The sequence below is a fragment of the Streptomyces sp. NPDC000878 genome (assembly GCF_053599695.1).
Genome location: NZ_JBSFMT010000014.1, coordinates 25,539 through 51,922 on the forward strand (window position 1 = coordinate 25,539; position 26,384 = coordinate 51,922).

Annotated in this window: 25 protein-coding genes and 1 pseudogene; 20 read left to right on the forward strand and 6 right to left on the reverse strand. The window is 72.2% G+C overall.

What is annotated here, in order from left to right:
- Positions 1–2: 2 nt before the first annotated feature.
- From ACWDR4_RS15270 to ACWDR4_RS15290, 5 genes are all read left to right on the forward strand, one after another.
- Positions 3–1,763: an ABC transporter permease subunit gene (locus ACWDR4_RS15270; protein ID WP_450408632.1), complete on the forward strand. Its 1,761-nt coding sequence runs from the start codon at positions 3–5 to the stop codon at positions 1,761–1,763.
- Positions 1,764–1,807: 44 nt separating this feature from the next.
- Positions 1,808–2,992 (forward strand): MDR family MFS transporter, encoded by a 1,185-nt coding sequence (locus ACWDR4_RS15275; RefSeq protein ID WP_450408863.1) that lies wholly within the window; start codon positions 1,808–1,810, stop codon positions 2,990–2,992.
- A 204-nt stretch (positions 2,993–3,196) separates the two neighbouring features.
- Positions 3,197–4,108, forward strand: a complete 912-nt coding sequence (locus ACWDR4_RS15280) for a UTP--glucose-1-phosphate uridylyltransferase (RefSeq protein WP_450408635.1) — start codon at positions 3,197–3,199, stop codon at positions 4,106–4,108.
- Between the two features lie 126 nt (positions 4,109–4,234).
- A complete protein-coding gene (locus ACWDR4_RS15285; protein ID WP_450408638.1) occupies positions 4,235–4,804 on the forward strand; it encodes a hypothetical protein in 570 nt (189 codons plus the stop codon).
- A gap of 46 nt (positions 4,805–4,850) precedes the next feature.
- Positions 4,851–5,561 (forward strand): YcnI family copper-binding membrane protein, encoded by a 711-nt coding sequence (locus ACWDR4_RS15290; RefSeq protein WP_450408641.1) that lies wholly within the window; start codon positions 4,851–4,853, stop codon positions 5,559–5,561.
- Between the two features lie 77 nt (positions 5,562–5,638).
- Here ACWDR4_RS15290 and ACWDR4_RS15295 read toward each other — a convergent pair whose 3' ends face one another.
- Entirely contained in the window at positions 5,639–6,433 is a 795-nt protein-coding gene (locus ACWDR4_RS15295; RefSeq protein WP_450408644.1) for a CDP-alcohol phosphatidyltransferase family protein, read from the reverse strand.
- 106 nt (positions 6,434–6,539) lie between these two features.
- Between ACWDR4_RS15295 and ACWDR4_RS15300 the strand changes: the two genes are divergently transcribed.
- The 7 genes and pseudogenes from ACWDR4_RS15300 to ACWDR4_RS15330 all read left to right on the forward strand — a co-directional run.
- Entirely contained in the window at positions 6,540–7,523 is a 984-nt protein-coding gene (locus ACWDR4_RS15300) for a dehydrogenase (RefSeq protein WP_450408647.1), read from the forward strand.
- 186 nt (positions 7,524–7,709) lie between these two features.
- Positions 7,710–8,108: a 6-pyruvoyl trahydropterin synthase family protein gene (locus ACWDR4_RS15305; RefSeq protein ID WP_450408650.1), complete on the forward strand. Its 399-nt coding sequence runs from the start codon at positions 7,710–7,712 to the stop codon at positions 8,106–8,108.
- An 89-nt stretch (positions 8,109–8,197) separates the two neighbouring features.
- On the forward strand, positions 8,198–9,361 hold the full coding sequence (locus tag ACWDR4_RS15310; protein WP_450408653.1) for a glycosyltransferase family 4 protein: 1,164 nt from the start codon (positions 8,198–8,200) through the stop codon (positions 9,359–9,361).
- On the forward strand, positions 9,358–9,777 hold the full coding sequence (locus tag ACWDR4_RS15315; RefSeq protein WP_450408656.1) for a hypothetical protein: 420 nt from the start codon (positions 9,358–9,360) through the stop codon (positions 9,775–9,777). Before ACWDR4_RS15310 ends, ACWDR4_RS15315 begins: the two co-directional genes overlap by 4 nt.
- A complete protein-coding gene (locus ACWDR4_RS15320) occupies positions 9,774–9,953 on the forward strand; it encodes a hypothetical protein (RefSeq protein ID WP_450408659.1) in 180 nt (59 codons plus the stop codon). Before ACWDR4_RS15315 ends, ACWDR4_RS15320 begins: the two co-directional genes overlap by 4 nt.
- On the forward strand, positions 9,950–10,984 hold the full coding sequence (locus tag ACWDR4_RS15325; protein ID WP_450408662.1) for a trans-aconitate methyltransferase: 1,035 nt from the start codon (positions 9,950–9,952) through the stop codon (positions 10,982–10,984). Before ACWDR4_RS15320 ends, ACWDR4_RS15325 begins: the two co-directional genes overlap by 4 nt.
- Positions 10,981–12,024, forward strand: a pseudogene (locus tag ACWDR4_RS15330) (lysylphosphatidylglycerol synthase transmembrane domain-containing protein); the annotation flags it as partial. The gene ACWDR4_RS15325 and the pseudogene ACWDR4_RS15330, both read left to right, overlap by 4 nt.
- Positions 12,025–12,104: 80 nt before the next feature.
- On the opposite strand, the gene ACWDR4_RS15335 reads toward ACWDR4_RS15330, so the two are convergent.
- Entirely contained in the window at positions 12,105–12,905 is an 801-nt protein-coding gene (locus ACWDR4_RS15335; protein WP_450408665.1) for a creatininase family protein, read from the reverse strand.
- Between the two features lie 38 nt (positions 12,906–12,943).
- Here ACWDR4_RS15335 and ribA point away from each other — a divergent pair, with 38 nt between their 5' ends.
- From ribA to ACWDR4_RS15365, 6 genes are all read left to right on the forward strand, one after another.
- A complete protein-coding gene (gene ribA / locus ACWDR4_RS15340; RefSeq protein ID WP_235473729.1) occupies positions 12,944–13,600 on the forward strand; it encodes a GTP cyclohydrolase II in 657 nt (218 codons plus the stop codon).
- Between the two features lie 101 nt (positions 13,601–13,701).
- Positions 13,702–14,682 carry an ornithine cyclodeaminase family protein gene (locus tag ACWDR4_RS15345; protein ID WP_450408668.1) on the forward strand — a complete coding sequence of 327 codons (981 nt, stop codon included), beginning with the start codon at positions 13,702–13,704 and terminating at the stop codon, positions 14,680–14,682.
- The gene (locus ACWDR4_RS15350) at positions 14,679–14,840 is read left to right on the forward strand and encodes a hypothetical protein (RefSeq protein ID WP_450408671.1); all 162 of its coding nucleotides are present in this window, start codon (positions 14,679–14,681) and stop codon (positions 14,838–14,840) included. The genes ACWDR4_RS15345 and ACWDR4_RS15350 overlap by 4 nt, the downstream gene beginning before the upstream one ends.
- Positions 14,837–15,997: an NAD(P)/FAD-dependent oxidoreductase gene (locus ACWDR4_RS15355; RefSeq protein WP_450408674.1), complete on the forward strand. Its 1,161-nt coding sequence runs from the start codon at positions 14,837–14,839 to the stop codon at positions 15,995–15,997. Before ACWDR4_RS15350 ends, ACWDR4_RS15355 begins: the two co-directional genes overlap by 4 nt.
- A complete protein-coding gene (locus ACWDR4_RS15360) occupies positions 15,994–17,049 on the forward strand; it encodes a saccharopine dehydrogenase (protein WP_450408677.1) in 1,056 nt (351 codons plus the stop codon). Before ACWDR4_RS15355 ends, ACWDR4_RS15360 begins: the two co-directional genes overlap by 4 nt.
- Positions 17,042–18,211: a saccharopine dehydrogenase family protein gene (locus ACWDR4_RS15365; protein WP_450408679.1), complete on the forward strand. Its 1,170-nt coding sequence runs from the start codon at positions 17,042–17,044 to the stop codon at positions 18,209–18,211. The genes ACWDR4_RS15360 and ACWDR4_RS15365 overlap by 8 nt, the downstream gene beginning before the upstream one ends.
- A gap of 62 nt (positions 18,212–18,273) precedes the next feature.
- Here ACWDR4_RS15365 and ACWDR4_RS15370 read toward each other — a convergent pair whose 3' ends face one another.
- Genes ACWDR4_RS15370 through ACWDR4_RS15380 form a run of 3 tightly spaced genes read right to left on the reverse strand, consistent with a single transcriptional unit; the run spans position 18,274 to position 21,521 of the window.
- A complete protein-coding gene (locus ACWDR4_RS15370) occupies positions 18,274–19,500 on the reverse strand; it encodes a serine hydrolase domain-containing protein (RefSeq protein WP_450408682.1) in 1,227 nt (408 codons plus the stop codon).
- 54 nt (positions 19,501–19,554) lie between these two features.
- Positions 19,555–20,937, reverse strand: coding sequence for an MFS transporter (locus ACWDR4_RS15375; protein WP_450408685.1), 1,383 nt, complete (start codon positions 20,935–20,937; stop codon positions 19,555–19,557).
- Positions 20,934–21,521 (reverse strand): TetR/AcrR family transcriptional regulator, encoded by a 588-nt coding sequence (locus tag ACWDR4_RS15380; protein WP_450408687.1) that lies wholly within the window; start codon positions 21,519–21,521, stop codon positions 20,934–20,936. Before ACWDR4_RS15380 ends, ACWDR4_RS15375 begins: the two co-directional genes overlap by 4 nt.
- Before the next feature lie 95 nt (positions 21,522–21,616).
- Between ACWDR4_RS15380 and ACWDR4_RS15385 the strand changes: the two genes are divergently transcribed.
- The gene (locus tag ACWDR4_RS15385; protein ID WP_450408690.1) at positions 21,617–22,054 is read left to right on the forward strand and encodes a PPOX class F420-dependent oxidoreductase; all 438 of its coding nucleotides are present in this window, start codon (positions 21,617–21,619) and stop codon (positions 22,052–22,054) included.
- Positions 22,055–22,166: 112 nt separating this feature from the next.
- Positions 22,167–24,278, forward strand: coding sequence for a tetratricopeptide repeat protein (locus ACWDR4_RS15390; RefSeq protein WP_450408691.1), 2,112 nt, complete (start codon positions 22,167–22,169; stop codon positions 24,276–24,278).
- A gap of 150 nt (positions 24,279–24,428) precedes the next feature.
- Here the strand turns inward: ACWDR4_RS15390 and ACWDR4_RS15395 are convergent, their stop codons facing one another.
- Positions 24,429–26,120 carry a hypothetical protein gene (locus ACWDR4_RS15395; protein ID WP_450408693.1) on the reverse strand — a complete coding sequence of 564 codons (1,692 nt, stop codon included), beginning with the start codon at positions 26,118–26,120 and terminating at the stop codon, positions 24,429–24,431.
- Positions 26,121–26,384 lie beyond the last annotated feature (264 nt).

The following is a 26,384-nucleotide window of genomic DNA, read 5'->3' on the forward strand; positions in this document are numbered from 1 at the left end:
CCGTGCGGGGTCGTGTGGGCACGCTCCTGTGGCGTGCCCTGCTCGCCGCGCTGCTCGTGTGCGGGATCGGTCTGCTGCCCTGGCTGACCCGCACCGACCCGGCGTTCACCGTGCTCAAGGCCCGCTCGGCGGAGCGCGAGGCCACCCCGGCCGTGCTGGCCGACATCCGGGAGCAACTCGGCCTGGACGCCGGGCCGTTGCGGCTGCTCGGGGACTGGCTCGGCGGGCTGCCGCGCGGCGATGCCGGGCGGTCCTGGATCTCCGGGACGGAGGTCATGCCCGGGGTCCTTGAGGCCCTCGGCGCCTCGCTGCTGCTGATGGCCGTGGCGCTGACCACCGCCGTCCTCGTCGCCGCGCTGGTGTGCGCCCCGACGCTGTGGAGCGCCGGGCGGCGGGGCACCGGCGGCAGCGGTTCGGCGATGGTCGCCGCGCTCCCCGAGTTCCTCACCGCGTCCGTGCTGGCCACCGTCGTCGGCGTCCAGCTCGGCTGGCTGCCCGCGCTCGGCTGGTACGGCTTTCAGTGGACGATCCTGCCCGGGTTCGCCCTCGGCCTGCCCGCCGGCGCGCTGCTCGGACGGCTCCTCGACGATCTGCTGCCCGGCGCCTTCGCCGAGCCCTGGGCACTGGCCGCCGCCGCACGCGGCATCCCGGCCCGGCGGATCGCGAGCCAGGCGGTACGCCGCTGTCTGCCCGGACTGCTGCCCAACGCCGGGCTGTTCGTCGTCGGGCTGACCGGGGGCTCGGTCGCCGTCGAGCAGATCTTCGACATCCCCGGCCTCGGCCGCACCGCCCTCCAGGCCGCCATCGCCCAGGACCTGCCCGTCCTCCAGGCCAGCACCCTCGCCCTGGTCCTGCTGGCGGCGCTCGCGGCGGGCGGAACGCGATTGGCGGCCCGGCTGCTGATCGGCCCCGCCCTGCGCGACGGCGGCCTCTCCTCCCTGCACCGGCCACTGCCGCCCGCCCGCCGCACCCCACCCCTCCTGTACGCCGGTGTGCTGCTCGGCGTAGTCGCCCTCGGGCTGCCGCGCGACCCCCTCGCGCTGGACACCCGGGCCCGGCTCCAACCTCCCTCCTGGGCCCACCCGTTCGGCACGGACGCCCTCGGCCGTGACGTCCTCGCCCGCGTCGGACACGGCGCCCTTGACACGCTCCTGCTCGCCTCCGCGATCAGCGCCGCCGCCCTGCTGATCGGGCTGGTGCTGGGGCTGGTGCCGCGACTGTCCGGACCGCTCGTCGACACCGTCAACGCGATACCGCCCGTACTCGCCGCGCTGCTCGTCACGGCGGTCGTGGGCAGCGGCGGGGCCACCCCCGCGCTCGCCGTGACCGCCGTCGCCTGGGCACCGCTGGCCGCACACACCGCCGCCCTGCTGCGCCAGGAACGCGCCACCCTGCATGTCACGGCCACCCGCGGCCTGGGCGCCGACCGCTGGTACGTCCTGCGCCATGAACTCCTGCCCGCCGCGCTCCCTCCGGTCACCCGACACGCCCTGCTGCGCCTGCCCGCCGTAGCGCTCGCCCTGGCCGCCCTCGGCTTCCTCGGCCTCGGCGCCCAACCACCGTCCCCGGAATGGGGATTGCTCCTCGCGGAGAACCAGCCGTACGCGGAACGCGCCCCTTGGGCGGTCCTCGCCCCGGCCGCCGTACTCGCCCTGCTGGGCGCGTTGGCCGTGACGGCTGCGGGACTCAGGGTGCGGAGGCCTCGGAAGGCGGTGCGTGTGAACCAACCCCGCCCGGAATCACGAGAGTTGGCCTTTCAGTGACCACCCCCGTAACCGCCGGCCTTCGGGACGGGGTGACCGCCCGGATGCGACTGTCGCCGCTGCTGCGGCTGCTGATCCTCACTCAACTCGCCTTCAACGTCGGGTTCTTCGCCGTTCTGCCCTTCCTCTCCGAGCACCTCGGGCAGACGATCGGCATGGCCGGCTGGCTCGTCGGGTTCGTGCTCGGGCTGCGTACCTTCAGTCAGCAGGGGCTGTTCGTGGTCGGTGGCGCGCTCGCCGACCGGTACGGCATCCGGCCGGTGGTGCTCGCGGGCTGCGCCCTGCGCATCGCCGGCTTCGCCTGGCTCGGCTATGCCGACTCGACCGCGACCGTCATCGGCGCCGTCCTCCTCATCGGCTTCGCCGCCGCGCTCTTCTCGCCCGCCGTCGAGTCCGAGGTCGCCCGGCAGGCCGTGGTCTGGGAGGAGCAGGGCAACGGCTCACGCACCCGCGTCCTCGCCCTGTTCACCGTCGCCGGACAGGCGGGCGCCTTCGTCGGGCCGCTCCTCGGCGGACTGCTGCTGTCCGTCGACTTCCGGGTCGTCTGCCTCGTGGGCGCCGGAATCTTCGTCCTCGTCCTCGCCGGGCACGCCTTGCTGCTCCCGCAGCGCATACCCGGCCGGGAGCGCATCCGCGCGAAAGGGGGCGTGCGCACACTGCTGCGCAACCGTCGGTTTCTCGCACTCTGCTCCGCGTACGGCGCCTACCTCCTCGCCTACAACCAGCTGTACCTCGCGCTCCCCGACGAGGTCGAGCGCGCGACCGGCTCGCAGACCGCCCTGGCCTGGCTGTTCGCCCTCTCCTCGCTGCTCGTCGTGACCGCCCAACTGCCGGTCACCCGCTGGGTCGGCGACCGCCTCGCCCTGCGCCGATCGATGATCGTCGGGATGCTGCTGATCTCCGCCGGATTCGCCGTCGTGGCCCTGGCCAGGCCCGCGGCCTGGACCGGAACCGTGGGGCTGCTGCCCGCCGCCGGCTTCGTCGTCCTGCTCACGTTCGGCCAGATGCTGGTCGCGCCGGTCGCCCGCGCCTGGGTGCCCGACCTCGCCGACGAGGGCCGGCTCGGCCTCTACACCGGCGCCCTGTCGTCGGTTTCCGGCCTGATCGTGCTGGTCGGCAGCTCACTGACCGGCACCCTCCTCGACACCGGACTGCCCGCCGCCGTGCCCTGGCTGGTGCTGGCCGCCGTACCCCTCGCGGCGATCGCCGTACTACCGCGCAGGGCCTGAACCGGTGGCCGGGGGAGCACCTGCGGGGTCTGGGGGGTGCGGCGGTGGGGCATGCCGATTGGTAGCGTCACACCACCCGCGCCGACACGCGCGGGTGAGCGGCGCCGGGCACTGCTGAGCACGACGACCGACAACCGAGCACGACCGAGCACGACTAAGTACTACCGACCGATGAAACGTACGCGTTTTCGTACAGGGGGGCCCATGGCCACGATTCGCAGGGCAGTCATTCCCGCAGCCGGACTGGGGTCCCGGCTGCTGCCGCTCACCAAGGCGACACCGAAGGAGATGCTGCCCGTCGGTGACAAGCCCGTCATCGAGCACACGGTCCGGGAGCTCGTGGCCTCCGGCATCACCGACATCACCATTGTCGTGTCCGGCGGCAAGGGCCTGATCCAGGACCACTTCCGGCCCAACCCCGGCCTCGTCGACCAGCTCCGCGCCGACGGCAAGGCCGCCTACGCCGACGCCGTCGAGGAGGTCGGCGAGCTGTCCCGGCAAGGCCACATCACCTACCTCGACCAGCACGGCCCGTACGGCAACGGCACCCCCGTCCTCAACGCGGCCCGCAACTTCGGCGACGAGCCGATGCTGGTGCTGTGGCCCGACGACGTGTTCGTCGCCGAGGTCCCGCGCGCCCAGCAGCTCATCCAGGCGTACGAGGCGACCAACTCCCCGGTCCTCGCGCTGATGCCGATGGACCCGGGCGACTCGCAGCGCTACGGCGTCCCCGTCGTCAAGGAGGACCTCGACGACGGTCTGCTGCGCATCACCGGCCTGGTCGAGAAGCCCCGCCCGCAGGACGCGCCCTCGTCGTACGCGGCCATCGGCGGCTACGTCATCACGCCCGGCATCATCGACGAACTGCGCGTACAGACCAAGCGCTGGTACGAGCACCGCACCGGCGAGGTGTACCTCACGGATGCCATCAACGCCTACGCCGCGAACCGCGCCGTCTACGGCCAGGTGATCCACGGCCGCTGGTACGACACCGGCAACCCGCTCGCCTACCTCACCGCCCAGTTCGCGGCAGCGCTCAACGACCCGGAGTACGGGCCCCATCTGCGCCGCCTGGCGAAGGAACTGGAGGACGAGGAGACCGCCGCGGCGGAGTGACCCGCCGTGCTCGGGCTCTTCAGCCCGTCCGGCGTTCGAGGACGAGCGCGTTCAGCGCGATACGGGGGTCTGGGGGGCGGAGCCCCCAGGTCTGCTGGGATCCGCTTGTGGGAGGATCCCGGCACGATGAGCGACGCGTCCCCGGCGGTACGGAGTCTGCGCGCCGCGGTGCTGGCCGCGGTGTGCGTTCTGCTGGCCGCCGCCGCGCACGGCCTCGCGACCGGCGAACCACCGGCCCTCGCGGCCGACGGCGCCGGGTTCGCGGCCGTGTTCGCCGCCGGGTGGCTGCTCGGCGGCCGGGAGCGGTCGCTGCCGGGGATCGGCGCCGTGACGCTGGCCGCCCAGGCGGGGCTGCACCTCGCGTTCGGGGCGGTGCGCGGCCGGACCATGGCGCCCATGCACCACCCCGGGATGTCGATGGCCCACGCGCACTCCCACGTCATGAGCGCCCACGTCCTCGCCGCCCTGGCCGCCTCCTGGTGCCTGCGGCGGGGCGAGGCCGCGCTGTGGTCGCTGCTGCGCTGGGCGGTCGCCTTCGTGCCGGGCCTCGCCGCCTGGTGGCGGGACGCGCCCGCCGTGCCGTCCCGCCCGGCCCCGGGGCGCATGTCGTCGTCGGTCGTCCGGCCGCGCCGGCTTCTCCTCCGATACGCGGTGAGCGGTCGAGGACCGCCGACAGGGATTCCGTACACGCCCTGAAGGCCCTCGACACCAGTCACCAGTCACCAGTACGGAGTTCCGCCCCATGTTTCCCACACGCAGCACTCTGCGCCGCGCCGGCGTCGTCACCGGGCTCACCGCCGCCGGTGTCCTCGCGGCGGCCGGTTCCGCCTTCGCGCACGTCACCGTGCACCCCGAGAGCTACGCCAAGGGCGCCACGGACGGCGTCCTGACCTTCCGGGTCCCCAACGAGGAGGACACCGCGAGCACCACGAAGGTCCAGGTCTTCCTGCCCACCGACCACCCCGTCCTCGGCGTGCTGGTCACTCCGGAGGAGGGCTGGACCGCGAAGGTCACGACCACCAAGCTCAAGACGCCGATCAAGACGGACGACGGGACGATCACCGACGCGGTCTCCGAGATCACCTGGTCCGGCGGCCGGATCCGGTCGGGGGAGTACGAGGACTTCGACGTCGCGTTCGGTCAACTGCCCGACGACACGGGTCAGCTGGCCTTCAAGACCCTCCAGACGTACTCCGACGGGAATGTCGTCCGCTGGATCGAGACGCCTCAGGCCGGACAGGAGGAGCCGGAGAATCCGGCGCCCACGCTGAAGCTTGTGGCGGCGCCGGCGCCGACTTCGGCGAAGAGCGGCGCCGGTCAGGCTGTTTCGGCCTCGGCCAGTGACTCGACGGCTCGTGGGTTGGGGATCGCCGGGTTGGTCGTGGGAGTGCTGGGGCTGGGTGCGGCGGCGTTCGTGCTGGTCAGGGCCCGAGGGTCACGTTCGTCGAGTTAAGGGTTGGGCGGTTCTTCGGCCGCGGGGCGGTGGGGGCTGGTCGCGCAGTTCCCCGCGCCCCTTTGGGGCGCGGGCCATCACCGGGACACGGACTCGGCCGGCACCAGTGCGCGCAGTTGCTGTTCCACGTCCGCGTACGACGCGATCGGCGTCGTACGCGGGTGGGACGTGCGGTACAGCCACAGGATGTCCCGGCCGAACGACCAGACCAGGGTGCCCAGGGCCAGTGCGACGACCGCCTGCGTGGCCGCGAGGGGCAGGTAGCCGGAGGCGCCGACCAGCAGCAGGATGCCCTGGAGGGCGGCCACCGTCTTGCGGGCGGTGCTCGGGGGGAGCGGGGCGTTGAGCCAGGGCAGGACGCGGGCGGCGGCGACGAAGGCGTAGCGCATACCGCCGATGAGCAGCACCCACGGGCCCATCGACATCGACACGTACACGCTGAGGACGAGGATCAGGAACGCGTCGACCTCCATGTCGAAGCGCGCGCCCAGTGTCGAGCAGGTGCCGGTGCGGCGGGCGACCTTTCCGTCCACGCCGTCGAGGATCAGGGCCACGGCCGTCAGACCGACGAACAGCGTGACCGGCGGCGAGCTTTCGAAGGAGTCCGCGACCAGGGCCGTCACCCCGCCGACCAGGGTCGCCCGGCCGAGGGTCACACGGTTGGCCGGACCGAAGGACTTCGACCCGGACCGGTGCAGCGCACGGGACAGGACGGCCCAGGTGGCGAACGCGAACGTCAGTCCGGTCAGCCAGCCCGCCGGACCCAGACCGATCGCGGAGCCCAGCAAAACCAGCAACAGGATCTGAATGCCCGCTCCCAGAGCGGTCTCCTGCTGTGCCGGCCTTACGTCGTACGTGTAGTTCAGGGCCACCGCTCGTCCTCCGCCGTATGTACAGAGTGGATCATGCCGCGTACTGTGCGCGGACTGTGCACATCTCGGTACGTGAACAACTTCCCAAGCGTTCAGGAGGACTCCGATGAAGCGCGCCGCACGTGCGTTCTGGCTCCGTTCGCTGGACCACGGAGAGATCCGTGACGTCGAACTGCCGGCGCCCGGTGAGGGCGAGGTGCTCGTCCGCACCCTGTGGTCGGGCGTGAGCCGTGGCACGGAGACGCTCGTCTTCCGGGGCGGGGTCCCGGTCAGCCAGTACGCGGCCATGCGGGCGCCGTTCCAGGAGGGCGACTTCCCCGGGCCTGTGAAATACGGCTACCTCAACGTCGGTGTCGTGGAGGAGGGCCCGGACGCGCTCGTCGGCCGTACGGTCTTCTGCCTCTACCCGCATCAGACGCGGTACGTCGTCCCGGTGGGCGCGGTGACCCCGGTGCCGGACTCGGTGCCCGCCGAACGGGCGGTGCTCGCCGGGACCGTCGAGACCGCCGTGAACGCCCTTTGGGACGCGGCGCCGCTCGCCGGTGACCGGATCGCCGTGGTCGGCGGCGGGATGATCGGTTGCTCCGTGGCTGCCCTGATCGCGCGCTTCCCCGGCGTGCGCGTGCAGTTGGTGGACGCCGATCCCGGGCGGGCGAAGACCGCGGAGGCGCTCGGGGTCGACTTCGCGCTGCCGCAGGACGCGTTGGGGGAGTGCGACCTGGTCGTCCACGCGAGCGCCACGGAGGCGGGACTCGCCCGCTCGCTCGAACTCCTCACCGCCGAGGGCACGGTGATCGAGCTGAGCTGGTACGGCGACCGGCGCGTCAGCCTGCCGCTGGGCGAGGCGTTCCACTCCCGGCGGCTCACCGTCCGCAGCAGCCAGGTGGGGACGGTTTCCCCGTCCGCGCGCCCCGGCCGTACGTACGCCGACCGGCTCGCCCTCGCCCTCGACCTGCTGGCCGAGCCGGCGCTCGACGCCCTGATCACCGGGGAGAGCGACTTCGAGGAACTCCCGGACGTGCTGCCGAAGCTGGCCTCCGGCGAGATCCCGGCGCTCTGCCACCGCGTCCGCTACCCGGACGCCGGCTGAGAGAATCGCCTGACCTGAGTAAGGCCCGAGCCGAGTGAAACCTGACCTCAGTAAAAGAAGAAGGAAAAAGAGGCAGGGCCACATGAACAAGCCGTTGAACAAGCTGCCCTGAGCAGCCGTACTACACGGCATGCCCCGGCAGCGATCAGCTCGGGGCAAGACGCGCCGCACCTGGAGGGTCGTCCGTTGTTCAGCATCACCGTTCGCGATCACATCATGATCGCCCACAGCTTCAGCGGAGAGGTCTTCGGGCCCGCGCAGCGCCTGCACGGAGCGACGTTCCTCGTGGACGCCACGTTCCGCCGCGAACAGCTGGACGACGACAACATCGTCGTCGACATCGGTCTGGCCACCCAGGAACTCGGTGCCGTGGTGAGCGAGTTGAACTACCGCAATCTCGACAACGAGCCCGACTTCGCCGGCGTCAACACCTCCACGGAGTTCCTGGCCAAGGTGATCGCCGACCGGCTCGCCGCGCGCATCGAGAAGGGTGCGCTGGGCGAGGGTGCGCGAGGGCTGGCAGGCCTGACCGTCACGCTGCACGAATCCCACGTCGCCTGGGCGAGCTACGAGCGTGCCCTGTGACCGACACGACCCTCGACCGCGCGGTTTCCCTTTCCCCGGCGGCCCCTTCGGCCGCCCCGGCTCAGGTACAGGTACAGGTACAGGCTCACGTGCAGACGACGCTCAACTACGTGCCGGTGCAGAACACGGCCCTCAAGAACGCGGCGATCATCCCCATGTCCCTGCGCTCCGTGCACTTCGTGATGCCGGGTGGCGTCGACGACCCGGCCACACCGAGCGGGGGCAACGCCTACGACCGGCGGATCAGCCTCGATCTGCCCGGCTTCGGCTGGCAGGTGCACAAGCACGCCGTCGCCGGTGAGTGGCCCCGGCCCGGCGCGGAGGCCCGCGCGGAACTGGCGCGGACGCTGCGCGAGCTGCCGGACGGCACGGTCGTCCTGCTCGACGGGCTGGTGGCCTGCGGGGTCCCCGAGATCATCGTCCCGGAGGCCGAACGCCTGCGCCTCGCCGTGCTGGTGCACCTTCCGCTGGGTGACGAGACGGGCCTCGACCCGGCCGTCGCGGCCGAGCTGGACGCGCTGGAGCGGGCCACCCTGCGGGCGGTGCCGTCGGTGATCGCGACCAGCGACTGGGCGGTCCGCCGCCTCGTCTCCCACCACGGACTCGCCCCGGACCGCGTGCACATGGCGGCCCCCGGCGCGGACATCGCCCCCCTCGCCTCCGGTACGGACGGCGTCTCCCGCCTCCTGTGCGTGGCCGCCGTGACCCCGCGCAAGGGCCAGCACCGGCTGGTCGAGGCGCTGGCCGCGGTGACCGACCTGCCGTGGAGCTGCGTCTGTGTCGGCGGCCTCGAACAGGACCCCGAGTACGTCGCCGACCTGCGCGCCCTGATCGCGAGGCACGGCCTGGAGGACCGTCTGCACCTGGCCGGCCCCCAGGCGGGCGCCCAGCTCGACGCCTCCTACGCCGCAGCGGACCTGATGGTCCTGACCTCCTACGCGGAGACGTACGGCATGGCGGTCACGGAGGCCCTCGCACGCGGCATCCCGGTCCTCGCGACGGACGTCGGCGGCCTGCCCGAGGCGGTCGGCCGCGCCCCTGACGGAGGCGTCCCCGGCATCCTCGTACCGCCGGAGAACCCGGCGGCGCTCGCGGCGGAACTGCGCGGCTGGTTCGGCGAGGCGGACGTCCGCCGCCGTCTGAAGGCAGCGGCGAGGGGCCGCCGGGCAGCCCTGGACGGCTGGGCGGCGACCGCCCGAAGCCTGGCCGGAGTACTGGGCCGGATCCCCTGGGAACCCCGGAGGGCGGCATGAAGAGGACGATGACGATGCCGGCGGCCGGGCAGCGGGGCCTGGTGGTGCTCGTGGCCACCGATGCCGAAGCGGCGGCCGTTCAGGGCCGCCGGGAAGTGGCACTGCTACGACGGGCCGTTTTCGCTCCGGGTGAGGAGGCCGACGTGAGGAACGCGACGACGACGGCCTCGGCCGGGTCGGAGGCGCTCAGGGGCGACGACACCGAGTCGGTCGCCGCCCGGGCACGCCGGGTTGCTGCCCTGCGCAGTGCCGTCGGAGTGCGGGGGCGGATTCCCTCGGAAACCTCGCGGGGTTCGGTGGCGTCCGTGGCCGCCGACGTCGAACTGGTCGCCGTCCGGGCACGCCGGGTGGCCGCGCTGCGGGGTCTCGTGGGGGCGTCGGTGTGGGCTCCCGGGCGAGTGAGGAGCGCGGCATGAAGAGGGCGATGACGGTGGCGGTTTCGGGCGGGTCGGAGGCGGGGCGGGCGGGTTCGGTGGCGTCCGTGGACGCCGACGTGGAGCTGGTCGCCGCTCGGGGACGCCGGGTGGCCGCGCTGCGGGGTCTCATGAGGACGCCGGAGCGGACTCCCCCAGAAGCAAGGAGCGCGGCATGAAGAAGGCGACGACGATCACGACTTCGGCGGCGTCCGAGATCCAGCGACGGGGACCGGTGACTCCGGTGGACACGAACGCCAAGCCCGCCGCCGGGATTCCGGCCCAGCCCACGCACAGGGACGTCAAGGCCGGGGCCGGACCGGTGGGCCCGGGGGAGCGGGGCACGATCCGGCTGCGCGAGGCCGGGCCCGACGACCCGCCCCGGTACGCGCCCGACTGGCTGGAGCTGCGCGAGGGCGCCGACGCCGCCGCGCGCGCCGTCGAACTGCTCGATCCGCTCCGGATCCGGCTGGCCAACCTGCCCGGAAAGGCGGGCGGGCTCGTCGTCCACGACCTGGGCTGCGGCACCGGCTCCATGGGCCGCTGGCTCGCGCCCCGGCTCGACGGCGCCCAGCACTGGGTCCTGCACGACCGCGACCCCTACCTCCTCCACTTCGCCGCCGTGGCCTCCCCGCGCGCCGCCGCCGACGGCAGCCGCGTGACGGTCGAGACCCGGCGGGGCGATGTCGCCCGGCTGACCTCCGACGCCCTGGTCGGCGCCTCGCTGGTCACCGCGTCCGCCCTGCTGGACGTCCTCACCCGTGAGGAGGTCGACGCCCTCGCCACGGCCTGCGCGGGCGTCGGCTGCCCGGCCCTGCTGACCCTGTCCGTGGCCGGCCGCGTCGAGTTCGGCGCCCCCGACCCGCTGGACGGGGACATCGCCGACGCGTTCAACACCCACCAGCGACGGGCGGGACTGCTCGGCCCCGACGCGGTCACGGCGGCCTGCGAGGCCTTCGACCAGCGGGGCGCCACGGTCCACGTCCACCCGAGCGCCTGGCGCCTCGGCCCCGTCGAGGCTCCGCTCACCGCGGAGTGGCTGCGCGGCTGGGTCGCGGCGGCGGTGGAGGAACGCCCGGCCCTGAAGCCGAAGGCCGACAAGTACCTGGCCGACCGCCTGGAGGCGTGCGCCGCCGGTGAGTTGCGGGTGGAGGTCCACCACAGCGACCTGCTGGCCTTGGCGAGGCCGAAGGGCGGGACGACGTCATGAGCATCCAGACGGTGGACGCGCCCGAGGTCGTCATTGGCGGGCGCGCGCCAGCGCCCCGAAAGGGGCGCGGGGAACTGCGCGACCAGCCCCCACCGACCCGCAGCCGACGAACCTCCCATCCCGCGGCGCGCTCCTCGGCCGGACGGGCAGGAGTCATCGGCTTCGTCGGGGACAGGGTCACCCCCCAGGCAACACCCCCTGGCCGACTCCGCCGAGCCGCCCGAGCCCTGAAGCCCCACCTGGGAACCCTCGCCGGAGTAACGATCCTCGGCGTGCTCCTCTGGCGCCTCGGCACCGGCGTCTTCCTGGACGGCCTGCGCCGCATCGACGTACCGATCCTGTTCGTCGCCCTCGGCATCGGACTGCTCACCACCGTGTTCAGCGCCTGGCGCTGGGCCCTGGTCGCCCGCAGCCTGCGGATCAGGCTGCCCCTCGTTCCCGCCATCGCCGACTACTACCGCTCGCTGTTCCTGAACGCGGCCCTCCCCGGCGGCGTCCTCGGCGACGTGCACCGCGCGGTACGGCACGGACAGAGCGCCGGTGATGTCGGGCGCGGAGTCCGCGCGGTCGTCCTCGAACGCGCCGCCGGACAGATCGCGCTGATCGCCGTCGGCGCGGGCGTGCTGCTGACCCAGCCGTCGCCCGTGATGGCCGAGGCCCGTCGCGTCGCCCTGCTGGCGGCCTTCGCGGCGGTCGGCGCAATCGCGGTCGTCGCAGCGGTGCGGATGAACCGGGCCCCGAGCGTCACGGCCCGCCGGGCCCGGGCACTGCGCGCCGTGCTCACCGAGGCCCGTGGCGCACTGCTCTCCCGCGAGAACCTGCCGGGCGTGGCACTCTCCTCCGTGATCGTCCTCTCCGGCCACCTCGGGATGTTCGTGGTCGCCGCCCGGGTCGCCGGATCCTCGGCCACCGTCGCCGAGTTGCTGCCGCTGGCCGTACTGGCGCTGCTGGCGATGGGGCTGCCGCTGAACGTCGGCGGCTGGGGCCCCCGCGAGGGCGTCACCGCCTGGGCGTTCGGCGCGGCGGGACTGGGCGCGAGCATGGGGCTGAGCGTCGCCGTCGTGTACGGCGTACTGAGCTTCGTCGCCGCCCTGCCCGGCGCGGTCGTCCTGGTCGTCCGCTACTTCTGGTCGCCCACGGAGTCAACGGACTCCACGGAACCCTCGGTGCTCACCGAATCGTCGTCCCCGGACTCGGTGAGCATCGAGAAATACGCCCCGAAGGAGTCGGCGAAGCTCGCCAGCAACGCCTTCCCCTTTTCGGCGGAACCCAGTGAAGGCCGGCCGATGACACCGGAATCGGTGTAACCGGCCATGCCGAGGGTGAGGAGATGCCGACGGTCGTCGGCGACGAAATCAGAGGTCTCATAACCGGGACGGAGCAATTCGGGATGAGCGTGCAGAAGGATGGAGGTCTCGATTTCCCCCGCGTGCATGTCGGTGAGCAGCGAGGTCACCACTCCGGCCCGCTCGCGCGCCGTCTCCCAGTCCTCTGCGGCCGGGAACAGCGCCATCCGCTCACCGCGCGCGGAGGATTCCTGAACGACGTTGCCCAGTACGTAGTTTCCGCCGTGTCCGTTGACGACGACCAGCGCGTCGACGCCCGAGCGGCGCAGCGAATCGGCGATGTCCCGTACTACCGCGTGAAGGGTCACGGAGGAGATGCTGACGGTTCCCGGCCAGGCGGCGTGCTCGTGGGAGCACGCGATCGTCACCGGCGGAAGGAGGTGCACCGGGTACGCGGCTGCGATCTCCCGGGCTATGGCACAGGCGACCAGGGTGTCCGTCGTCAACGGAAGGAAGGGACCGTGCTGTTCGAAGCTCCCGACCGGAAGAACGGCGACCTGCGTTGAGACGCCGGCGGCTCGCGTCCGTACGTCTTCCGTAGTGTCCACCGGCAACCGTATTCCCGAATCATCCATGTTCTCACGGCCTTTCGTCTCTGCTTAGGAACCAGATCATGACAGAAAAAATTGGCGTACTCGGCAAAGCCTCCCAGCCGTCGGGAGTCGAACGCGTCGTTAATGCGCCGTTGCCCACCGTGTACGGCGATTTCCAGGCGGTCGGTTACATGGACCACGATCGCGGTGACGAGCAAGTGGCGCTGGTCTACGGCGAGATCACCGAGGACGACGTACTCACCCGGCTGCATTCCGAGTGCCTGACCGGTGACGCGTTCGGCTCCCAGCACTGCGAATGCGGCGACCAGCTCGACTCCGCGCTGCGCGCGATAGTCGCCGAGGGACGCGGCATTCTCGTCTACCTCAGAGGGCATGAGGGCCGGGGCATCGGTCTGCTCGCCAAGCTGCGCGCGATGCAGCTCCAGTCGGAGGGCCTGGACACCGTCGAGGCGAACCTCGCGCAGGGCCTGCCGGTGGACTCCCGCGACTACGGCGTCGCCGCGGAGATCCTCCACGACCTCGGCGTCCGCTCGGTCCGGCTGATGTCCAACAACCCGCGCAAGCGCGAGGCGTTGCTCCGCCACGGCATCAAGATCGCCGAGGACGTGCCACTGCTGATCCCGCCGTGCGAGAACAACATCACCTACCTGCGGACCAAGCGCGAGCGTCTCGACCACGTCCTGCCGCACCTGGACGCGGTGGCCCACTGGTCCTGACCTGACCGGGAGACCGGGCCGGGAGTCCCGATCTGGGGGCGTGCGTCACTCGGACGCGCGCTGGGGGTGCCAGAAGCCCCGATTCCGGAAAGGAAGAGGGAATGACCGACGACGTCCTCTTCCTCTCCCGGGACCAGGTGACGGCCCTCCTCGACCCCGACACGGCGATCGCCTCGCAGCGCGCGGCGTTCGGCGCGCTGGGTGCGGGCGGTGCCGGCAAGCCTGATCTGCCCGGGAAGATCATGCATCCCAGCCGCTTCGACGACAGTGTGGTCTTCGCGTACGTCTCCCGGCTGTCCAAGGACACCGGCGCGGTGGCGAAGTTCGGCAGTGTCAACCCGGGCAACGCGGCGGCCGGCCTGCCGACCGTGCACGCCGTCATCACCGCCCTCGACCCGGTGACGGGCGAACTCGCCGCGGTCATGGACGGCACGGCGGTCACGACCCTGCGTACGGCCGCCGCCAGCGCGGTGGCCTTTGACGCGCTGTCCACCGCCGACAGCGCCGAGCTGGCCCTCATCGGCTCGGGCACCCAGGCTCTCGCGCACGCACGGGCGCTCGCCCGGGTACGGGACCTGAAGTCCGTACGGGTGTGGAGCCCGTCCCCGGAGCGCCGCGCGCGAGCGGCGGAACAGCTCGCGGCCGAACTCGGCATCGCCGCCGAGGCCACCGGCACACCCCGGGAGGCGGTGACCGGGGCGTCCCTGGTCGCGGCCTGCACGCTCAGCACCACCCCCGTCGTGCGCGGCGCCTGGCTCGCACCCGGCTGCACGGTGGTCAGCGTGGGCTCGTTCGAGCCGACCCGCAGCGAGGTCGATGCCGAGGTCCTACGGCGGGCAGCGGCCGTCGTCGTCGACGACCCGGAGACCGCGGCGGAGCACGCCGGCCCGGTGGTCGACGCCCTACGGGACCGTCTGCTGGCCCACGAGGACCTGATCGGCCTCGGCGACGTCCTCACGCGCACGCGAACCGCCCGCACCGGCCCCGACGACATCGTCTTCTACAACAGCGTCGGACTCGGAGTGCAGGACGCGGCGGCGGCCTGGGCTGTCGTCCACGCGGCGCGGGGAGCGGGCCGATGAGCGCCCTGCGGCGGGCGGACGTCGTCGAAACCGGCGGTGGAGGGATGGGCGCGGGCGCGTGGACCGCCCGTACCGGCGCGGACGGCATCGGGCTCGGTGTACAGGACTTGGCAGCGGCCTGGGCCGTTGTCCACGCGGCATGGGGAGAGGGCCGATGACCATCACGCGGGCGGACGTCGTCGTGATCGGCGGTGGGGTGATGGGCACGAGCATCGCCTACCAGCTGGCCAGTGCGGGTGTGCGGGACGTGGTGCTCGTCGAGCGGGACGAACTGGCGTCCGGGTCGACCTCGCGGGCCGCCGGCGGGGTCCGGGCGCAGTTCTCCGACGAGCTGAACATCCAGCTCGGCGCGCGGAGCCTGGAGGCGTTCGGGCGGTTCGGGGAGGAGATCGGGCACGACATCGGACTGCACCGGGTCGGCTATCTCTTCCTCCTCTCCACGCCCGAGGACGTCGCGTCCTTCGAGGCGGGGGTCGCGCTCCAGAACAACCTGGGCGTGCCCAGCCGGATGCTCACCCCGACCGAGGCCCGCCGCCTGTCCCCGCTGATCACCACCGACGGCCTGCTGGCGGCGGCCTACTCGCCCGACGACGGCCACTGCACCCCGGAAGCGGTGGTCCACGGCTACGCCGCCGCGGCCCGTCGCCACGGCGCGACCGTCCTGCGGCACACCGAGGTCACCGGCATCGAACGCGACGGCGACGGTGAGGGCGACACCATCACGGCCGTCGTCACGGACAAAGGACGGATCGCCACCGACACCGTGATCTGCGCGGCCGGTGCCTGGTCACGGGCGGTCGGCGCGATGGCGGGCGTGGACCTGCCCGTGGACCCGCTCCGCCGCCAGATCGCGGTCACCGAACCGGTCCCCGGACTGCCACCGACGCTTCCCATGACGATCGACTTCAGCAGCAGCCTCTACTTCCACACCGAGGGACCCGGCCTGCTCCTCGGCATGTCCGACCCCGACGAGACCACCGGCTTCGCCACCGAGACCCACGACCGCTGGATCCCGCGCCTGTACGAGGCGATGGAACACCGGGCGCCCACCCTGCTCGACCTGCGCCGCACCGGCGGCTGGGCGGGCCTGTACGAGATCACCCCGGACCACAACGCCCTGATCGGCGAGGCCAGTTCGGTCTCCCGCTTCCTCTACGCGACCGGCTTCTCCGGCCACGGTTTCCTCCAGGGACCGGCGGTCGGCGAGGTGATCCGCGACCTCTACCTCGGCCGCGTACCCTTCGTCGACATCAGCCCCTTGAACGCCGGCCGTTTCGCGGCCGATGCCCTGCGCCCGGAGGTCAACCTCGTATGACCCAGCTCCACTTGTGGCTGCGCCACGAGACCCGCACGACCGAACGCCGTACAGCCGTCGTCCCGTCCGACGCCCGGCGGCTCGTCGAGGAGGGAGTGCGCCTGACCGTGGAGGAGTCCCCGCAGCGGATCTTCCCGATCGAGGAGTACGAGGCGGTCGGCTGCGGTGTCGCCGACGCCGGGTCCTGGGTCTCCGCACCCGAGGACGCGGTCATCGTCGGCCTCAAGGAACTCCCCGACGAGCCGGGCGAGTTGCGCCACCGGCACATCTTCTTCGGGCACGCCTACAAGGGCCAGCAGGGCGCTGAAGAGCTGCTGAACCGCTTTGTCGCCGGGGGCGGGGCGCTGCTGGACCTGGAGTACCTGGCGGACGACCAGGGGAGGCGGCTGGCCGCCTTCGGCTACTGGGCCGGATATCTCGGCGCCGCTCTCGCCGTGCTCCAGCACCGGGGAAAGCTGACAACTCCGTTGGAGCCGACCACCAAGGAGGCGCTGGAGGCCGAACTCCGGGCACCCGGGATCCGGATGAGCGCGCTGGTGATCGGCGCCCTGGGCCGCAGCGGCCGGGGTGCGCGGGTCGCGCTCGACGAGGCCGGGGTCGACCCCACCTGCTGGGACCTGGCCGAGACCCGCGACCTGGACCGACCGGCCCTGCTGGCCCACGAGTTGCTGGTCAACACCGTGCTCACCACCCGCCCGGTCCCGCCCTTCCTGACGGACGAGGACCTGGACACACCCGGCCGCCGCCTGCGCACCCTCTCGGACGTCACCGTCGACGTCGGCTCGCCCATGAACCTCCTCCCGGTCTACGACACGGCCACCACCTGGGACGACCCGGTCCGCAGGCTGCGCGAGGAGCCCCCGCTCGATCTGATCGCCATCGACAACCTGCCGTCCCTGCTGCCCCGCGAGGCGAGCGCGGACTTCTCAGCAGCGCTGCTGCCCCAGCTGCTCGACTTCGGGGTCGCCGGGGCGTGGGGGCGCTGTCTGGACCGGTTCCATCAGGTGTGCCGTGAACTCGGCATCGTCAAGGAGGAGTTGGGCCATGAGTGAGCAGCCGGTCCCCGGGAGCGGAACCGTCCACTGGATCGGCGCGGGCCTGTCCACGGGTGGCGGCCTGGCCGCGCTGTGCGAGACGGCTGGGCGGGTACGCGTGTGGCACCGCACCGAGGGCCGCGCCGCCGAGGCCCTCGCCCACCTGGGCCTCACCGGGCGCGCCGAACCCCGCGCCTACACCCTCCCCGCGCTCGCGGCCGAACTCGCCCCGGGAGACGTGGTCGTCTCCATGCTCCCGGCGCCCGAGCACGCCCCGCTGCTGGCCACCTGCGTACAGAGCGGGGCGCACTTCGCGTGCTCAAGTTATGTGTCGGAGGCGGTCCTTGAGCAGGTTCCCGCAGCCGAGGCGGCCGGTCTGGTCGTCCTCACCGAGTGCGGGCTCGACCCGGGCATCGACCACCTCTTCGCCCACAGCCTGGTCACCCGCGCCGAGCACGCGATCGGCGCCGGCACGCCGGCCTCGTACCGCCTCACGTCGTACTGCGGAGGCATCCCCGCGGTGCCCAACGACTTCAGGTACCGGTTCAGCTGGGCGCCCGCCGGAGTCCTCAACGCCCTTCGCTCGCCCGCCCGTTACATCGAGGACGGCGCCGAGACGGTCGCCGACCGGCCCTGGGAGGTCACGCGTCCGCACGCGATCGACGGGGAGACCTTCGAGGTGTACCCGAACCGGGACAGCCTGCCGTTCGTCGGCCAGTACGAACTGCCGACGGCGTGGAAGGCGGAGACCTTCGTCCGCGGCACCCTGCGCCTGGACGGCTGGCTGAGCGCCTGGGACTCCGTCTTCGAGGAGCTGAAGGGCGGTGACGACGAGCGGATCGGTGCGCTGGCAAGGGAGTTGGCGGCGCGCTACCCGACGACCGACGCCGACCGCGACCGCGTGGTCCTGGCCGTCTCCCTCGAGGTGGACGCGGACGATGACACCGGCTCCGGGAAGCGGGCCTGGTCCGGCCGTTATCTCCTCGACCTGGAGGGCGACGCGGCCGAGAGCGCGATGGCCCGCTGTGTCTCCCGCACACTGGCCCTGGGCGTCGGGCACATCCTCGACGGTTCGCTGCCGCCGGGCCTGAGCCGCGCCGCCGAGACGGCAGGGCGTTCGGAGGAATGGCTGAGCGAACTCGGCGGGGAGGGACTGGAGTTCAGGCTCACCGTCGGCTGACGGCGGCGCGCTCCCCGCCAACTGCGTACTGCCTCTTGCCTCCTGCTCCTGCCTCCTGGGAACTACTCGGCGACGACGGCCTCGTGCACCAGCCGTCGGAGATCCTGCCAGTACGGCTGGCTCGTCCTGTGTCGCACCTGGGTCATGAACTGCACGGTCAGATCACGGCTCGGGTCGACCCAGAACGTCGTCGTCGCCACCCCGCTCCAGCCATACGTGCCGAGGCCGCTCGGGGCCAGGGTGCGGTCCGGGTCGATCACCACCGAGACCCCGAGACCGAAACCGACGCCCGCGTTGCCGGGTTCGTCGTGCGGACGGGCGCCGAAGGTGCGCAGATCGGCGCCGCCCGCAAGGTGGTTGGAGGTCATCAGGGCCACCGTCTCGGGCAACAGGAGGCGGACGCCGTCGAGTTCGCCGCCCCGGCGCAGCATCTCCATGAACCGGTGGTAGTCGTGGGCGGTGACGACCATGCCGCCGCTGCCGGACAGGAACCGGGGCCGGCCCTTCAGGGGCAGACCGAGGGTCGGCTCGATACCGCCGTCCTCGGTCTCCCCGTACAACTCGGCCAGCCGGTCCGCCTGTTCGCCGCTCACACAGAAACCGGCGTCCGTCATACCGAGCGGGCGGAAGACACGGTCGGCGACGAACTCGTCGAGCGGCTGGCCGGACGCCACCTCGATGACCCGGCCGAGGACGTTCGTGGCGACCGAGTAGTTCCACTGGGTGCCCGGCTCGAACTGGAGTGGCAGGCCCGCGTACACCGAACACGTCTCGGCCAGGGTCGAGCCCGGCACCACCGACGACTCCAGGTTGGCCTCGCGGTAGAGGGCGTCGACGGGGTGCGAGTGGTAGAACGCGAAGGTCAGGCCCGCCGTGTGGGTCAACAGGTGCTGGATCAGGAGGGTTTGGGCGGGCCGGGTCGTGAGGTCGTCCCCGGAACCGGTCACGTACACCTGCGGGTCGGCGAACTCCGGCAGGAAGCGGGACACGGGGTCCGTGAGCGCGAGCCGGCCCTCCTCCACCAGGATCAGCGCGGCCACCGAGGTGACCGGCTTGCTCATGGAGTAGATCCGCCACATCGTGTCGGCCTCGACCGGAAGTCCGGCCGCGACGTCGCGCCGGCCGTGCGTGGTGAGGTGCGCGACGCGACCGGCGCGGGCCACGGACACGAGGAAGCCGGGCAGCCGCCCTTCGTCGACATAGTGGGCGAAGTGCTGGTCGAGGCGGTCGAGCGCCTTCACATCCAGTCCGACCTCGCTCGGATCGACCTCTTGTCGCAGCTGTGCCATCGTTCCCCTCCGGTCGCTTGAAGTGCCGTCCTGTCATACCCCGACAGGACCACCTCAGGCCTCAGAACCCCCATGGTGACGCAGAGAGCGGGTGCCCGTCGCCCTACGATCACCAAGATCCGGCAGTTTCAGGGCACCCAGAAGCCCTACGACCGCTGTACCCGCGAGCACGGGCAACGCCGTCCGCAGCCCGTCGGTGACGGCGGCGAGCGTGGCCGCCATGGCCACCCCGAGCACCGGTCCGACGTTCATCGCGGTCTGCTGCAACCCGCCCGCCACCCCCGCAGACTCGGCCGCCGCATGCCGTACGACGACGGCCGTCGCGGTCACCATCACGGTGCCGAAACCCGCTCCGAGCAGCAGGAATCCACCGCCGACCGCCCCCGCCCCGGACGATCGGAACAGCACGAGCACCCCGAGCGCGAGCAGAGTCAGTGCGACCACGGTCGTACGCCGGGCCCCGTACCGACGCAGGAGTACGGCGGCCACCGGCGCCCCCAGAACCATCGCCACGCCACCCGGCAGTGCGGCCAGACCGGTCCGCAGCGGGTCCATGCCCAGCTCACCCTGGAGCACATAACTGGCCACGAAGAGTGTGCCGAACATCGCAGCCGACGCGGCCACGAGAATCCCCAGCGCGGCGCCCACGACCGCCGATCCGAGCACGTCGGGCGGCAACAGGGGGTCGGCGGCGCGCCGCTCATGGCGTACGAGGAGCAGGCCCGCGCAGGCCGCCGTGAGCAGCCCGAGGACGGTTGACGCACTCCAGCCGTGCTCCGGCACACCGACGAGCGTGTGCACGAGGCAGGCGAGGGCCAGCGCGAGCAGGGCGGCGCCGGGGAGGTCGAGCCGCGCGCGCCCGGCCCCGGGAGAGCGAGGCGGGCCCGGAGGACGTACGGCCAAAGCCAGGACGCCCAGCACCAGCGCCGGTACGACATTGAGGAAGAACACCGACCGCCAGCCCAGGTGGGTCACCAGCACCCCGCCCACCAGCGGACCGGCCGCGGCGGCCACCCCGATCGCACTGGTCCGCCACGCGATCGGCATCCCCAGCCGGTCGGGCGGGAACGCGGCGCGCAGCATGCCGAGCGTGGCGGGTTGCAGCAGCGCGCCGAACACCCCCTGGACGACCCGCAGTCCGATCACCCAGCCCACCCCGGACGCGACCCCGATACCCGCCGACGCCGCCCCGAATCCCAACACCCCTATCGCGAACAGCCGTTGATGCCCGTACCGGTCCCCGAGCCGCCCGGCGAACACGAGCAGACTCGCCACCGCGATGAGATACCCGGTGCTCGTCCACTGGACCTCGGCGAAGGAGGCGTGCAGATCCTGTTGCAGGGTGGGCTGCGCGATGGTCAGCACGGTGCCGTCGAGAGCGACGACCACCGCCCCGATCACACTGCTCGCGACGGTGACCCGCCGATGCGCGCTCACCGCTCCTCCGGCCCGAGGTGCGCGTCGAGAGCCGCACGCAGCAGGGGCGTGAAGTCGTCGGCCCCGGTGGTGAGTTGGAGGCTGCCCCAGGCCCACAGCTGGGCGATGCCGTACAGGTTCGCCAGCAACGCCCCGGCGACGACCCGGGCGTCGGCGTCCGGCCGGACCTGCCCGACGAGATCCACCAGCAGCGCGAAGACGGGCAGACTGGCCTCGCGCAGCCCCAACGTGTTGCTCTCCAGCAGATCGTGACGGAACATCAGCTCGTGCATGCCCCGGTTGGCGAGCGCGAAGTCGAGATACACGCGCCCCAGCACGGCGATCTGCTCCCGGGCCCCCGCCGCACCGCCACCACCGGGCCCGCTCTCCTCGATCGCCCGGGCTCCCCTGGCCGCCAGCTCGGTGAAACCACGGCGGGCGATGGCCGACAGCAGCTCCCGGTGGGTCGGGAAGTAACGGCGGGGGGCGCCGTGGGAGACGCCGGCACGGCGGGCGATCTCCCGGAGGGTGAGCGCGTGGATGCCTTCCGAGGTCACCAGGTCGACGCCGACATCGATCAGGCGGGTACGCAGGGAGTCACTCATAGACACTGTCTACCAGGGTGCAGTAGACAGTGTCTACCGTACGCGTGGTGGTCTGGCGCGGAATGGAGTCGCACGGGTGCACAGTTGATGTAGGCATGACTCAGGACGACACACAGGACGCGCTCCTCAAGCTGCTCTCCGAGTACGACGGCGGAGTACTGACGACTCTCAAGGCGGACGGCCGCCCCCAGCTCTCGAACGTCAACCACGCCTACGACCCCGACGAACGCACCCTCCGCGTCTCCGTCACGGACCCCCGCGCCAAGACCCGCAACATGCGCCGGGACCCACGCGTCTCCTACCACGTGACCAGCGCCGACCGCTGGGCGTACACCGTGGTCGAGGGCACGGCCGACCTGACACCGGTGGCGCAGGACCCGCACGACGAGACGGTCGAGGAACTGATCCGCCTCTACCGGGCGGTACGCGGCGAGCACCCCGACTGGGACGACTACCGCGCGGCGATGGTCCGGGACCGGCGGCTGGTGCTGCGGATCAGGGTGGAGCGGGTGTACGGACTGCCGCGCCGCTGAGCGAGCGAGAGTGGGTGACTCTCCGTCAGCGTGCCCGCACTGCCGCTAGGGTTGATCCACAAGACGGCGCAACGGCCGTGCGGGGCACGGGAGACGGGGAGGGTGCGGGATCATGGATCCGATGTCGATGGGCGCCATCGGTGCGGTACTCGGAGCCGTCGGATCGGGCATGGCCAACGAGGCCGGACGGTGGGCCTGGGAGTCCGCCGGAGGCGTGGTCCGCCGTATCGCGGGGCGCGAGGTCGCCGCGCCCACGACCCCCGGACAGCTGACCGAGGTCGCCCACCTCGTCCACGAACGAGTACGGAACGAGCCCCAACTCGCCTACGCCTGGACCCTGTTCGCCCAGGGGGTGCCCGCACAGGGCGCCCCTACCGGCACCTTCGCGCGCCGGGCCGGACTGCCGGCCTCCCCGCGTTTCTTCACGGATCGTCAGGAAGCCCTGAAGTCCCTGGACAAGGAGGCCACCCGCGTCTTCGACGGCCGCCCCCGGCTGGCCCTGCTGCACGGCCCCGAAGGCATCGGTACCAGCACCCTCGCCATCCACTGGGGCTGGCGGCAACAGTCCCGCTTCCCCGACGGACAGCTCTACGCCGATCTGCGCACCCTCAGCCCGGAGGCCACCCTCGGCACCCTCCTGCGTCAACTCGGCCTGCCCGACGAGGAGATACCGCCCGCTGCCACCGACCGCGCCGACCTCTTCCAGCGCTGCCTCGCCGACCGGCGGCTCCTCCTCGTGCTCGACCACGCCCAATCGGCGGGCCAGGTAAGGGCGTTGCTCACCTCGTCACCGGGGGTCGTCACCGTGGTCGTCGCCCGGCAGCCGCTCGCCGGTCTCGACGCGCTGCGCGTCCCGGTCGGCCCCCTGGCCCGCAAGGACGCCAAGCGGCTGCTCACCGAGCTGGTCGGCAAACCCGCGATCGGCGCGGCCCGCGCCACCCTGCCCGGCGTACTCGACCGCTGCGCCGGCTCGCCGTACGCCCTACGGGCAGCGGCACCCCGCCTGACCGCTGCCGCCCCCGCCGCGCCGACGTCCACGGAGAGCACCACCAGCGACCCCGCCCTGGACGCGGTGGGCGCCGCCGCCGAGGACTCCTACCGCCTGCTGACCCCCGACGCCGCCCGCCTCTACCGCTTGGCCGGGCTGTACGCGTGGCCCACCCTGGACGCCGCCGCCGCAGCGCGAGCCGCCGACCTGGACGAGGCGGACGCGACTCGCCTCCTCGAAGAACTGGCCGCCGCGCTGCTCCTGGACCCCACGGACGTCGGCCGCTACCGCTACCGCCCGGCCGTGCGCGCTCATGCCGAGCGCACCGCCGTCGACGGCATCGCCGCGTGCTCGGCGGCCGTCACCCGCACCGTCGAGCACTATCTCCACCTGGCGGTGGGCGCCGCGCAGGCCGCCCTCCCGGAGAGCTGGCGCGTCCCCGCCGGAACCTCGCCGATCTCGTACGGCGACCGGGGCACAGCCGTCGCCGCCCTCGCCGCCGAGGCGCAGAACCTGGTCCAAGCGGTGCGCGCGGCCGAGGAGTTCAGCGACTGGGACACCGTCGTACGGCTGTGCCAGGCGCTGTGGCCGCTCCAGCTGAAGGCCGGTCACCACGACATCCTCCTCCCCGCGCTCCAGGCAGGCGCACGGACCGCCGACGCCCACTTCGCCGCCAGTAGCACCGCAGGTTCTCTCCACGCCCAACTCGCCCACACCTACACCGAGTTGCGCCGCTGGGACGAGGCGGAGCCGGAGGCCCTCGCGGCGGCCCGGGACGAGCGGGCCGCCGGACACACCCGCGGCCATGCCTCCGCCGTGGAGTTCCTCGGCCTGCTCAGACTGCGCCAATGGCGCTTCACCGAGGCGTACGACTGCTTCGACGAGGCGTACCGGGTCCTCGACGGCATCGGCCCCGCTGACGAGGGCGCCGCCGATCTCCCGCGCGCCCGTGCCCTGTTGGAGCGCCACCGGGGTCGCGCACTGCGGGGCCTCGGCCGCCGAGGCGACGCCTACGAGCGCCTGGAACAGGCGCTGCGCTTCTTCCGGGACAGCGGCGAGGCGTACAACACCGCCCGCACCCTCACCGACCTCGCCGAAACCCATCTCGACGGCGCGGAGTTCACGGCCGCACTGCCCCTGGTCGACGAGGCGATCGCGGTGCTCGGTGAGGAGAACGCCGGCTACCACCTGACCCACCTGCGGAGGTTGCGGGAGCGGTGCGTCAGCGGCGGGTGAGCTTGGCCTGGTGGGCGCTCGTGTCTGTCCGTACCGTCGGCTCGGCGTGGACAGGTCGTTCGGGGGCTGCGGTAGGGGGGCGGCGGTGTGTAGTCCCTGGGGTGGAGGCCACGCCCAGCACTCCAGTCTGAGTGCTGCTGGGGCGGTGCGTCAGCGCCGCGTGACCCTGGTCCGATGGGCGACCCCACCCGTCCGTACCGTCAGGCCCTGGGCAACCAGCTCGTCCAGCGACTTGCCCGCGGCCAGCCATGCGTACAGGGCGGAGGCGTATGCGGCAGGGTCGGCGTCCGCCCCCGATTCGGTGTGCAGGGACAGGAGTTCGCCGACGCGGGTACGGACTGTGCAGTCACCGGGGCCGCTGACATAGGCGGCCAGTGTGCACTGGGGATGCAGGGCCAGTGCCTCCGTCGTCCACTGCTCCGGTGAGCCGAAGCGCACGTCGTCCGGTTCGCCGTACCGGAACACCACGTCGGCGAGGGCGAGTTGGTGAGTCTCGCGGGTGTCCTCGTGCACGGCCGTGTGCAGCTCGCCGGCGCTGTCGGCGGGCGGGTGCGGTCCGGCGTACCGGGTGACCTCGACCTCGCCGACGCCCAGCAGCCGGGTGAGTACGACCAACGGCACGGTGTGCGACGGGGGTTCGTACGGCGGCAGGGGGAGGGGTTCGAGCAGGGCGGGTTCGTCCGGTTCGGGGATGCCGAGGGCGTCGTAGAAGAGGCGGCGCAGCCGGGTGGCCGACTCGCCGGGTACGGAGCTGATGAACTCTGCGGGTTCGGGGCGGGGTTGGTGTTGGCTGACGACCGCCTCCACCTGGGGGCGCAACGGGAGCGCCGGGTCGAGACGCGGGGCGTCGCGCACGAAGTCGTGGACGGGGGCGTCGGGCGCGAGGCCGGCGAGGGGAGCGGCGCCCAGCAGAACGGGGGTGCCGAGCGCCGCCGCGTAGTAGGTGACCGAACCGTGGTCGCCGATCACCACGTCGGCCGCGATCAGCGCTTGCCGCCAGCCGTGCAGGGGATCGATCAGCGCGAGCCCGGCGCGCCGTGCGCGGTCGAGCCAGGCACGGATCTGACCGGGACCGTGCCCGTGCCAGATGTTGGGGTGCAGAACGGCCGCGAACCGGTACTCGTCGGCCGGGAACTCCGAGGCCAGCCGGGGGAGGAGTGACGGAAGCACGTCATCGCCGCCGCCGTCGCCGAACAGCGACTCGGGGTTCCAGGTGGAGTTGAGGAGGACGAGCCGTTGGCCGTCGCGGACACCGAGGGCCCGGCGGAAGCGATCGCGGTACGGGCGCGCCGCGAGGACGCGGTCCCAGCAAGGGTCCCCGGCGAGTACAGCGGTGGGTGCGGCCTCGGGGCAGGCGTTGCGCAGTCGCTCGTACTGCTCCGGATGTGAGAGGACGAGCGCGTCCGCGACGGGAACGCCGTCCTCGTCGAGCAGCCACTCGGGCGACATCCCGAAGACCGGCCCGCCGCCTCCCGAATTTCCACCGCCCGCCATCGGCAGCTTCTTGGTATATCCGACGCCATGGGACAATATGGCCAAGTGTCCGATAATATCCGGGAGTTGACCGCCGAAGCTCGCCGATACGGCCAACGAGACCGGCGTCTCGACAGCCTGCTCCCACGGCAGCACCGGCACCCCCGTCCCCGCCAGCAACTCCTCGACACCCGACCGGAAAACCGACGACTCCGTGCAGGTCACGAGCAACTGCACCCTGAAGTCGTCGTCGAAGAGCGGCAGTATGTCGAGGAGTCGGGTCGCCGAGGTCACGTTGTGGACGACGAGCAGTACCTTGTGGCTTCGGCTCCGCGTGGCCCAGCGTGCCGAGTCGTCGCCGACCGGCACCCGTATCCACCCGGCCCCCGCCACGCCCTCGCCCGCCCGCCTCTCGTGCCTGTGATCGGGAAACGATAGTCAACGGCGGAACCGCGCGCACCGGCCGCCCCTGAAATCGGCCGGTACGCGCGGGAGCACTGTTCTTTTCTGCTCGTTTTGGCCGATGCTCTTGCGTGAAATGTCAGCTGTCAACCATGCGACAGGTATCAAGTGGGGCAATCCGACCGGAAATGCCCAAGTCCCCGACAGTCTTGAGCTGTCGGGGACTTGGAG

Bases quoted from the DNA above. Each gene is read 5' to 3' on its own strand.
- ACWDR4_RS15275 (WP_450408863.1), top strand. From the start codon at position 1,808: ATGCGACTGTCGCCGCTGCTGCGGCTGCTGATCCTCACTCAACTCGCC.
- ACWDR4_RS15280 (WP_450408635.1), top strand. From the start codon at position 3,197: ATGGCCACGATTCGCAGGGCAGTCATTCCCGCAGCCGGACTGGGGTCC.
- ACWDR4_RS15285 (WP_450408638.1), top strand. From the start codon at position 4,235: ATGAGCGACGCGTCCCCGGCGGTACGGAGTCTGCGCGCCGCGGTGCTG.
- ACWDR4_RS15290 (WP_450408641.1), top strand. From the start codon at position 4,851: ATGTTTCCCACACGCAGCACTCTGCGCCGCGCCGGCGTCGTCACCGGG.
- ACWDR4_RS15300 (WP_450408647.1), top strand. From the start codon at position 6,540: ATGAAGCGCGCCGCACGTGCGTTCTGGCTCCGTTCGCTGGACCACGGA.
- ACWDR4_RS15315 (WP_450408656.1), top strand. From the start codon at position 9,358: ATGAAGAGGACGATGACGATGCCGGCGGCCGGGCAGCGGGGCCTGGTG.
- ACWDR4_RS15320 (WP_450408659.1), top strand. From the start codon at position 9,774: ATGAAGAGGGCGATGACGGTGGCGGTTTCGGGCGGGTCGGAGGCGGGG.
- ACWDR4_RS15325 (WP_450408662.1), top strand. From the start codon at position 9,950: ATGAAGAAGGCGACGACGATCACGACTTCGGCGGCGTCCGAGATCCAG.
- ACWDR4_RS15335 (WP_450408665.1), bottom strand. From the start codon at position 12,905: ATGGATGATTCGGGAATACGGTTGCCGGTGGACACTACGGAAGACGTA.
- ribA (WP_235473729.1), top strand. From the start codon at position 12,944: ATGACAGAAAAAATTGGCGTACTCGGCAAAGCCTCCCAGCCGTCGGGA.
- ACWDR4_RS15345 (WP_450408668.1), top strand. From the start codon at position 13,702: ATGACCGACGACGTCCTCTTCCTCTCCCGGGACCAGGTGACGGCCCTC.
- ACWDR4_RS15350 (WP_450408671.1), top strand. From the start codon at position 14,679: ATGAGCGCCCTGCGGCGGGCGGACGTCGTCGAAACCGGCGGTGGAGGG.
- ACWDR4_RS15355 (WP_450408674.1), top strand. From the start codon at position 14,837: ATGACCATCACGCGGGCGGACGTCGTCGTGATCGGCGGTGGGGTGATG.
- ACWDR4_RS15360 (WP_450408677.1), top strand. From the start codon at position 15,994: ATGACCCAGCTCCACTTGTGGCTGCGCCACGAGACCCGCACGACCGAA.
- ACWDR4_RS15365 (WP_450408679.1), top strand. From the start codon at position 17,042: ATGAGTGAGCAGCCGGTCCCCGGGAGCGGAACCGTCCACTGGATCGGC.
- ACWDR4_RS15370 (WP_450408682.1), bottom strand. From the start codon at position 19,500: ATGGCACAGCTGCGACAAGAGGTCGATCCGAGCGAGGTCGGACTGGAT.
- ACWDR4_RS15380 (WP_450408687.1), bottom strand. From the start codon at position 21,521: ATGAGTGACTCCCTGCGTACCCGCCTGATCGATGTCGGCGTCGACCTG.
- ACWDR4_RS15385 (WP_450408690.1), top strand. From the start codon at position 21,617: ATGACTCAGGACGACACACAGGACGCGCTCCTCAAGCTGCTCTCCGAG.
- ACWDR4_RS15390 (WP_450408691.1), top strand. From the start codon at position 22,167: ATGGATCCGATGTCGATGGGCGCCATCGGTGCGGTACTCGGAGCCGTC.